The organism is Streptomyces sp. 8L (assembly GCF_020176795.1).
Taxonomy (GTDB): domain Bacteria; phylum Actinomycetota; class Actinomycetes; order Streptomycetales; family Streptomycetaceae; genus Streptomyces.
The window spans coordinates 24,927-33,558 of sequence record NZ_JAIUKE010000094.1 but is presented as its reverse complement, the minus strand read 5'-3'; the positions used below and the strand labels follow the sequence as shown (position 1 = coordinate 33,558).

At 74.0% G+C, this 8,632-nt stretch carries 8 protein-coding genes; 1 reads left to right on the top strand and 7 read right to left on the bottom strand.

Features of this window, described 5'->3' with window-relative positions; genetic code table 11:
* Positions 1-189: 189 nt before the first annotated feature.
* Positions 190-1,731, bottom strand: coding sequence for a hypothetical protein (locus tag LCE31_RS10160; RefSeq protein ID WP_225013837.1), 1,542 nt, complete (start codon positions 1,729-1,731; stop codon positions 190-192).
* Between the two features lie 351 nt (positions 1,732-2,082).
* Between LCE31_RS10160 and LCE31_RS10155 the strand changes: the two genes are divergently transcribed.
* Positions 2,083-3,918 (top strand): endonuclease/exonuclease/phosphatase family protein, encoded by a 1,836-nt coding sequence (locus LCE31_RS10155; RefSeq protein ID WP_225013831.1) that lies wholly within the window; start codon positions 2,083-2,085, stop codon positions 3,916-3,918.
* A 25-nt stretch (positions 3,919-3,943) separates the two neighbouring features.
* Here LCE31_RS10155 and LCE31_RS10150 read toward each other — a convergent pair whose 3' ends face one another.
* The 6 genes from LCE31_RS10150 to LCE31_RS10125 all read right to left on the bottom strand — a co-directional run bounded on the left by LCE31_RS10150 (position 3,944) and on the right by LCE31_RS10125 (position 8,506).
* Positions 3,944-4,678 carry an antibiotic biosynthesis monooxygenase gene (locus tag LCE31_RS10150; RefSeq protein WP_225013830.1) on the bottom strand — a complete coding sequence of 245 codons (735 nt, stop codon included), beginning with the start codon at positions 4,676-4,678 and terminating at the stop codon, positions 3,944-3,946.
* A 120-nt stretch (positions 4,679-4,798) separates the two neighbouring features.
* On the bottom strand, positions 4,799-5,785 hold the full coding sequence (gene dapD, locus LCE31_RS10145) for a 2,3,4,5-tetrahydropyridine-2,6-dicarboxylate N-succinyltransferase (RefSeq protein WP_225013829.1): 987 nt from the start codon (positions 5,783-5,785) through the stop codon (positions 4,799-4,801).
* A 61-nt stretch (positions 5,786-5,846) separates the two neighbouring features.
* Entirely contained in the window at positions 5,847-6,092 is a 246-nt protein-coding gene (locus LCE31_RS10140; RefSeq protein WP_225013828.1) for a hypothetical protein, read from the bottom strand.
* 9 nt (positions 6,093-6,101) lie between these two features.
* Complete coding sequence (locus LCE31_RS10135) at positions 6,102-6,662, bottom strand: TetR/AcrR family transcriptional regulator (RefSeq protein ID WP_225013827.1); 561 nt, start codon at positions 6,660-6,662, stop codon at positions 6,102-6,104.
* Entirely contained in the window at positions 6,659-6,982 is a 324-nt protein-coding gene (locus tag LCE31_RS10130) for a DMT family transporter (protein WP_225013826.1), read from the bottom strand. The genes LCE31_RS10135 and LCE31_RS10130 overlap by 4 nt, the downstream gene beginning before the upstream one ends.
* A gap of 87 nt (positions 6,983-7,069) precedes the next feature.
* The gene (locus LCE31_RS10125) at positions 7,070-8,506 is read right to left on the bottom strand and encodes a uracil-xanthine permease family protein (RefSeq protein WP_225013825.1); all 1,437 of its coding nucleotides are present in this window, start codon (positions 8,504-8,506) and stop codon (positions 7,070-7,072) included.
* Positions 8,507-8,632: the final 126 nt, after the last annotated feature.

Below are 8,632 nucleotides of genomic sequence, written 5' to 3'. Positions count from 1 at the left end.
TCCCGCGGGGGGTTGGGTTGCCCCCAATACCGGCTTTTACGCCGGGGCGCGGGCGGGCGGGGGGGGGGGGGCCCCGGGGCCCCCGCCCCCCCCCGGGGGGGCCCCCCCCCCCCCCGCCCCCGCGCCGGTTGCCCGTGCCGCCGGACGGTGTCCGCGACGTCACGCCCGGCGCGGCTTCGCGGGCGCTCCCTACGCGTCGCCGCGTGAGCGCGCGCGGAAGGCTGCCTTCCTGGCCTCCTTCGCCAGCGCGCGGTCCGGGTGCAGCCGGCCGATGGCCTCCAGCACGTCCGCGGTCGCCGGGTGGTTCACCCGCCACGCCTCGTCGAAGAAGCCCGCGTGCCGGCCGACCAGGCCCTCGACCAGCTCCTGGAGCTCGTCGGGCTCACCCTCCACATCGAGCTGCGCCGCGATCGTGTCGATCGTCAGCCAGAACACCATGTCCGCCGACGGCGGCGGGACCGGGCTGCCCGTGCCCAGCTCCGCCAGCCAGACGCGGGCCAGGCCGCCGAGTTCGGGGTCGTCGAGCACCTCGCGCACCGCGGGCTCGGCCGGGGCGCCGATCAGGGCCAGCGCCTGCTGGCAGTTGAGGCGGCGCAGGGGCGCGCCCTCGTCGGTGCCGCGCGCGGCGTCCAGCAGTTCCGACGCCGCCTCGGCCGTGCCTCGCGGCGCGAGCCACCGCTCCGTCTCCTCGCGGGCGGACCACTCCGGGTAGTGCGCGATGCCGTCGAACAGGCCGCGCGCGTCCCGCTGCGCGAGGTCGCCGACGAGCGGGGCGTCCACGCCCGCCTCCACCATCCGGGACCTGAGGCCGTACAGCCCGAGCGGAGTCAGCGTGACGAGGCCGTAGCGGGACACGTCGTCCTCGCTCAGCGGTGTGTCGTCGGGCTCCTCGACGTCCTCCATGAGCGCCTCGTCGACGGGGGTGTATGCGACGAGGCCGGCCGGCTCCAGCACCCGGAACTGGTCGTCGAGGCGGATCATCGCCTCCGAGACCTGCTCCAGGATGTCGTCGGTCGGCTCGTCCATGTCCTCGGGGACGATCACCGACGCCGCGAGCGCGGGCAGCGGCACGGGGGCCGCGCCGCGCTCGGCGGTGCTGTCGTCCCTGACGGTGAGCTGGTACAGGTTCCCGAGGACGCCGTCGAGGAACTCCAGCTCCGCCTCCGGGTCCCACTCCAGCGCGTCGAAGTCGAACCCGCCGTCCTCGCGCAGGGCGGGCGACGTCTCGTCCAGGGCGGGTGCCGCGGCGTCGGCCAGGACCACGTCGAGCATGTCGAGCCAGAGGGCGAGCACCTCCTGGGGGCTGCCGGAGGTCAGCAGCTTCAGCTGCTCGCCCGGCGAGACGCAGCCGGCGTGCACCACGTCCGCGACGGCGCCGGCCTCGTCGACCGTGACTCCGTCGGCTTCATCGTCGTCGTCGGGCAGAGCCACCTCCACGAGGCCCGTGTCCAGCGCCAGGCGCCACGCCTCGGCCGCGTGGTGCTCCCCGTCGCCCGCCGCGTCCTCGGCGCCCGCGCCCGAGTCCGCCCCGGTGCCCAGGCCGATGATCCGGGCGGCCTCCTCCAACTGGTCCTCGGCGAGTTCGCCGGCCACGTCGACCCGGGTCTCGGCGCCGGCCCAGCGGGCGAGCCGCACCGCGCGGGCGACCAGCGGGGCGGCGAGCGCCTCGCGCGCGAGTTCGGCCTCCGAGGGCAGCCGCACCGGCGGCAGGGTCATGCGGTCTGCGGGCACGGACATCTGACGGTTCACTCCTCGGTGGACGGCTGCGCGCCCCAGCCTTCTGCGGACGGCGTTCCCCAGCGTAACCGCGCGTGTCCCCCGCGGCGCACGGGTCGCGGGCGGCCCGGGCGGCGCGGCACACGTCCGTATGCCCTCCGTACACCCGAGCGGGCGCGACGGCCCCGGAACGGACAGGCGTACGGGCCCGGGCCCGCCGGCGAACGTCCGACCGGGGATTCACCCCGCCGACAACCCCCGTACATCCACGCACTCTTGACACGTTCCGGGGCCAGAGCGGAGATTGACGCGCGTAGACGCGCCATCTCCGCCTCCGCCGCCGCCTTCCACCTTCGGAGTTTCCTGATGCCTTCTTCCCTGCCGAGAACGGCCGCCGTCCCGGCCCTCGTGTCGCTCGCCCTCGCGGGCGGCCTGATCGTCGCCGCGGGACCGGCCTCCGCCGCCGACGTCCGTATCCACGGCATCCAGGGGACCACCCGGATCTCCCCGCTCGTCGGGTCGCCCGTGGCGGACGTCCCCGGCATCGTCACCGGCGTACGGGCCTACGGCAGCTCCAAGGGCTTCTGGTTCCAGGACCCCGACCCGGACGACAACCCGGCCACCAGCGAGGGCCTGTTCGTCTACACCGGCTCCGCTCCCACGGTGAAGCCGGGCGACAGCGTCAGGGCCACGGGCACCGTCAGCGAGTACGTGCCGGGCGGCGCCGCCACCGGCGAGCAGTCGGAGACCGAGCTGACCTCCTCGAACGCGAAAGTGACGGTCGTCTCGTCCGGCAACCCGCTGCCCGCGCCGGTGAAGATCACCGCGAAGTCCGTGCCCGCCGCGTACGCCCCGGCCGGCACGGCGGACACCGGCGGGTCCATCAACGGGCTGAAGCTGAAGCCCAAGACCTACGCCCTCGACTACTTCGAGTCCCTCGAGGGCATGAACGTCAGCGTCGCGAACACGCGCGTCGTGGGCGCCACCGACGCGTACGACGAGCTGTGGGTGACGGTCAAGCCGTCGGAGGACGCGGACCGGCGCGGCGGTACGGTCTACGGCTCGTACGACGAGCAGAACACTGGCCGCGTCCAGATCCAGCAGCAGGCGTCCACCGCCGACCGGGCCTTCCCCACCGCCAATGTGGGCGACCAGCTCAAGGGCACCACGCAGGGCCCGCTGGACTTCAACCAGTTCGGCGGCTACACGATCGTCGCGGGCAGGCTCGGCACCGTGGTCGACAAGGGCCTGAAGCGGGAGGTCACGGCGAAGCAGAAGAAGAAGCAGCTCGCCGTCGCCACCTACAACGTGGAGAACCTCGCCCCGACGGACCCGCAGTCGAAGTTCGACTCGCTGGCGTCCGCCGTGGTCACGAACCTCTCGTCGCCCGACATCGTCTCCCTGGAGGAGATCCAGGACAACAACGGCGCGACGGACGACGGCACCGTCTCCGCGACCGAGACCGTGCGGAAGTTAATCGACGCGATCACCGCGGCCGGCGGCCCCGCGTACGCCTGGCGCTCGGTCGACCCGGAGAACGACAAGGACGGCGGCGAGCCCGGCGGCAACATCCGCAACGTCTTCCTCTACAACCCCGCCCGCGTCTCCTTCGTGGACCGCGGCACCGCGGACGCCACCACCGGCACGCAGGTCGTGTCCGGCCAGGACGGCCCCGACCTGACCCTCTCGCCCGGGCGGATCGACCCCGCGAACCCGGCGTGGGACGACAGCCGCAAGCCGCTGGCCGGGGAGTTCACCTTCCGGGGCAAGAAGGTCTTCGTGGTCTCCAACCACTTCATCTCGAAGGGCGGCGACGAGTCGCTGACCTCGCAGCACCAGCCGCCCGCCCGCTCCTCGGAGCCGCAGCGCGCGGCGCAGGCCCAGGCCGTCAACACGTTCGTCAAGGACCTCCGCGCGGTGGACAAGAACGCGGAGGCCGTGGTCCTCGGCGACCTCAACGACTTCCAGTTCTCCGGCACCCTCGCGGCCCTGACGAAGGGCGGCGTCCTGAACGACGACATCGACTCCCTGCCGGTGCCGGAGCGCTACACGTACGTCTACAACGGCAACACCCAGACGCTCGACCACATCCTGACCACGCCGTCGGTCACCGGCTTCCAGTACGACAGCGTGCACATCAACGCGGAGTTCGCCCAGCAGGACAGCGACCACGACCCGCAGGTGCTGCGCTTCCAGCCGTGAGACGGCGCGGGGCGCCGCCGGTCCGCTACGCGCCGGGGACGAGGACCACACCCGGCGCGTAGCGCGTCACGGTGCTGCCCGCGACGCCGGGGGACCCGTGGACGCGCCGGACGCGCCGCCACTGCGGGGTCGGGGACCCCACGCCCTCCCCGGGCGCCGCCAGCGCCGCGCGATGCGCTCGCGCGCTCTCCCACTCGGCGAGGTTGAGGACCCGGCGGCCGTCCGGGGAGACATGGAAGTGCGCGGAGACACCGCCGGGCGCGGGCACCGGGGTGGTGCGCAGAGCGTCCTCGACCGCGGCGATCCACTCCCGGGCGCGGCCGGGGTCCGGCCCGTCGAACTCCACCTCCACGAGCACCACGCAGCCCGGTTCCGGCGCGCCGGGGGCCGGCCCGAGGCTCAGGTGCGGTACGTACGTGCCGCCGCCGAGCCGTTCGATGCCGGGGACGGCGGCGTCGACCTCCGCGGTGCGCGCGGCCCGGCCCGCCGCCGCCGAGTCCCGGTAGTACGCGGGGGCCGCCTCGTCGCTCCACCGCACGTAGTGGCGGAGGGTGTCGCCGTCCTCGCCGACCAAGACGGCGTAGCCCGCCAGGCCCTCGTCGGGCCACGGGCGGTCGCGCCAGGCCGCGGTGACGGCGGCGACCGCCTCGCGCTGGCGTTCCGGGGTGCCGACGCGCCACGTGGTGAGCGTGGCGACGCCGGTCCCGGAGCGTACGACGTCGGGCACGGTCCCGATCGCCGCAGGTACGGACATGGACATGGCGGGTCCTCTCCCGTTCCGCGAGGCGCGGGGTGCGCCTGCCCTGCCATGCTCCGACCTTGAGCGCGCTTGAGGTCAACCGGCGCGTACCGCGGCGCGGCGTGCCGGGGACGGGCGCCGTCAGTTGTGGGCGTGCAGGACGTCGTTGAGGCCGTCCCAGACCGCGTTGTTGGGGCGCGCCTCGACGCGGCCCGTCTCGGAGTTGCGGCGGAAGAGGATGTTGCTCGCGCCGGACAGCTCGCGCGCCTTGACGACCTGGCCGTCGGGCAGCGTGACGCGCGTGCCCGCCGTGACGTACAGGCCCGCCTCGACCACGCACTCGTCGCCGAGCGCGATGCCGACGCCGGCCTCGGCGCCGATCAGGCACCGCTCGCCGATGACGATGCGCTCCTTGCCGCCGCCCGACAGCGTGCCCATGGTGGAGGCGCCGCCGCCGATGTCGGAGCCGTCGCCGAGCACGACGCCCTGCGAGATGCGGCCCTCGACCATCGACGTGCCGAGGGTGCCGGCGTTGTAGTTGACGAAGCCCTCGTGCATCACCGTGGTGCCCGCGGCGAGGTGCGCGCCGAGCCTGACCCGGTCGGCGTCGGCGATCCTGACGCCCTTCGGGGCCACGTAGTCCGTCATGCGCGGGAACTTGTCGACGGAGACCACCTGGAGGTGCAGCCCCTCGGCGCGCGCGTTGAGGCGCACGGTCTCCAGGGTGTCCACGGCGACCGGGCCGAGCGAGGTCCAGGCGACGTTGGCCAGCAGGCCGAAGATGCCGTCGAGGCTCTGGCCGTGCGGCGCCACGAGCCGGTGGCTGAGCAGGTGCAGGCGCAGGTAGACGTCGTGCGCGTCGATCGGCTTCTCGTCCAGCGAGGAGATGACCGTACGGACGGCGACGACCTCCACGCCGCGGCGCGGGTGGGGGCCGACGGCGCGCCCTGCCGCGTCGCCGAGCAGTTCCACCGCGCGCTCGGCGGAGAGGCGTTCGGTGCCCGCGGGGCCCGGCTCGCCCACGAGTTCGGGAGCGGGGAACCAGGTGTCGAGTACGGTGCCGTCCGCGGCGACGGTGGCGAGGCCGGCGGCGGCCGCGCCGGCGGGGCGTGAGGTCGTATCGGTCATACCGAAAACCTATCGGCACCCGCTCCCCCGGAGCGAACCGGCCCGGCCCGGCCGCCGGGCCTCAGCCCAGCCGGTTGGCGTCCCCGCCTGGGGTGCGGTGGCGGTCGTCCTCGGCGGGCGGGAGCGGTCCGTGCCCTTCGGAGTGGTGGTTGACCCAGCCGCAGACGCCGCAGCTGTAGCGGCCGTCGAGCCCCGCGATGAGGGTGCCGCACTGGCGGCACTCGGCGTAGGTGATCTCGGGGCCCGGGTCGCCGGCCGCGAGCGGATCGCGCCGCGGCTCGGGGTCGGGCGGTACGGGCGTGTTCACGCGGCCAACCTACCCGGCGGCGGGCCGGGCCGAGAGGAGCAGGACGCGGGCGAGCAGCTCCCGCGCGTACTCCTCGTCGTACTCCCCGCCGGTCAGCAGCACTTGCAGGCAGATGCCGTCGAGGAGCGCGACGAGGGCGCGGGCCGTGGTGGGGTCGGTGCGCGCGGAGAGGATCTCGGCGACGGCGTCGGTCCACTCGGCGGCGACGGGCCGCAGGGCCGGTCTGCGCAGCGCCGCCAGGTACAGCTCGTACTCCAGCTCGACGCCGGTGCGGTCCCCGCCGAGCCACTCGCCGACGAGCCGCGCCAGTACGGCCGCGACGTCCCCGTCCGGGCCGGCGAGCGGGCCGCTCTCCCGCAGCAGCGTGGCGAACCCCTCGTTGGCCTGGCGCAGCGCGGCGGTCAGCAGTTCGTCGAGCGAGGCGAAGTGGTACGTGGTGGAGCCGAGCGGCACGTCGGCCTCGGCGGCGACCGTGCGGTGGCTGAGCCCCGCGATGCCCGAGCGGCCGACGACCCGGATCGCGGCGTCGATGATGCGCTGCCGCCTGCCGGGGTCGTAGCGACGTGTCATGAACGGCTTCCGCCGAGGTTGAGGACCACGACACCGACGATAACCAGGGCGATGCCCGCGAGCCGAACCGGGCTCGCGGGCTCGTGCAGGAACGCCATGCCGAGCGCGGCGATGACGGCCGTCCCCGCGCCCGCCCAGATCGCGTAAGCGGTGCCTATGGACAGGGACTTGAGCGTCTGCGAGAGCAGGGCGTACGAGAGCACGTAGCCGCAGAGCGTGATCAGCGAGGGCCACAGCCGGGTGAAGCCCTCGCTGAACTTCATCGCGGTGGTGGCGGCGATCTCCGCCGCGATGGCCCCGGCGAGCAGGAGGTAACCCATGCGTACGAGCGTACACACGACTGTGTACGGCCGTACACACCGCCTGGCCGTCCCGGAACGCACCCGCGGAAGGGGCAGCGGAGCCGGTCAGGGCGCCGCGGGTCCGCCGCGCTCCCCCGGGGCCGGGACGTCCGGCTCGCGGGACCCGCCGTCCGGGCCCGCGTCGTACTCCACCGTCCCGCCGTCCAGCAGCGGCGGCTGGGGTGTGCCCGCCGTCTTCGACAGCCAGCGCAGGCCGTGGTAGGAGACGAGGACGACCAGGGTGCCGAGCGCGATGCCGCTGAGCACGAAGCTGCCGGTGATCTTCAGCGAGACACCACCCACACCGATGATCACTCCGGTCGCGGCCGGGACCAGGTTCAGCGGCTGCGAGAAGTCGACCTTGTTGCGGACCCAGATCTGCGCGCCGAGCAGGCCGATCATGCCGTAGAGGATGACGGTGATGCCGCCGAGCACTCCGCCCGGGATCGCGGCGACGACGGCGCCGAACTTCGGGCAGAGGCCGAACAGCAGGGCGAAGCAGGCGGCGGCCCAGTACGCGGCCGTCGAGTACACGCGGGTCGCCGCCATGACGCCGATGTTCTCCGCGTATGTCGTGGTCGCGGGCCCGCCGAAGCCGGTCGACAGCATGGTCGCCGCGCCGTCCGCGACGATCGCGGTGCCCATCGCGTCGTCGAGCGTGTCGCCCGTCATCTCGCCGACGGCCTTGACGTGTCCGGTGTTCTCGGCGAGCAGGGCGACGAGGACGGGCAGCGCGACCAGGATCGCCGAGCCGGTGAAGTTCGGCGCGTGGAAGTGCGGAAGGCCGATCCAGTCGGCCCTGCCGACGCCGGAGAAGTCGACGCGCCAGTGGTCGGTGACCTTGCCCGAGCCGTTCACCGAGTGGATTCGGCCCGCGGTGCGGTCGAGGACCCAGGACAGGACGTAGCCGAACAGGAGGCCGAGGAAGATGGCGACGCGGGACCAGAAGCCGCGCAGCACGACCAGCGCGAGACCGGTGAAGACCATGGTGGCGAGCGCGGTCCACTGGTCCTGCGGCCAGTAGGTGCCTGCGGTGACGGGCGCCAGGTTGAAGCCGATCAGCATGACGACGGCGCCGGTCACCGGCGGCGGCAGGACGGCGTGGATGATCCGCGCGCCGAGCACCTGGACGGCGACGCCGCAGCCCGCGAGGCACGCCCCGACGACCAGCATCGCGCCGGTCAGGGTGCCGGTGTCGCCGCCCTGCCCCGCGATGGCGGCCGAGACGCCGACGAACGACAGCGACGAGCCGAGGTAGCTGGGCACGCGCCCGCGCGTGGCGAGCAGGAACAGGGCTGTCGCCACCCCGGACGCCATCAGCGCGAGGCTCGGGTCCAGACCCATCAGCACCGGCGCGACGAAGCACGCGCCGATCATGGACACCACGTGCTGGGCGCCGAGACCGACCGTACGGCCCCAGGTCAGCCGCTCACCCGGCTTGACGATGTCCCCCGGCCCCAGGTGCTTGCCGTCGCCGTGCAGCTTCCACCCGAAGCCCGCCATGACCGCTCTCCCGTTCTCGCTCTCCCGGCTCCGCACGCGGCCGTACCGCTCACGCCTCGCCGCCGCCCCCCGGTCCCGCACCCGGCGGGACCCGCCGTGCGCCGGCCGTGGGCCCGCCGTGGGAGC

Bases quoted from the DNA above. Each gene is read 5' to 3' on its own strand.
- LCE31_RS10125 (WP_225013825.1), bottom strand. From the start codon at position 8,506: ATGGCGGGCTTCGGGTGGAAGCTGCACGGCGACGGCAAGCACCTGGGG.
- LCE31_RS10130 (WP_225013826.1), bottom strand. From the start codon at position 6,982: ATGGGTTACCTCCTGCTCGCCGGGGCCATCGCGGCGGAGATCGCCGCC.
- LCE31_RS10135 (WP_225013827.1), bottom strand. From the start codon at position 6,662: ATGACACGTCGCTACGACCCCGGCAGGCGGCAGCGCATCATCGACGCC.
- dapD (WP_225013829.1), bottom strand. From the start codon at position 5,785: ATGACCGATACGACCTCACGCCCCGCCGGCGCGGCCGCCGCCGGCCTC.
- LCE31_RS10150 (WP_225013830.1), bottom strand. From the start codon at position 4,678: ATGTCCATGTCCGTACCTGCGGCGATCGGGACCGTGCCCGACGTCGTA.
- LCE31_RS10155 (WP_225013831.1), top strand. From the start codon at position 2,083: ATGCCTTCTTCCCTGCCGAGAACGGCCGCCGTCCCGGCCCTCGTGTCG.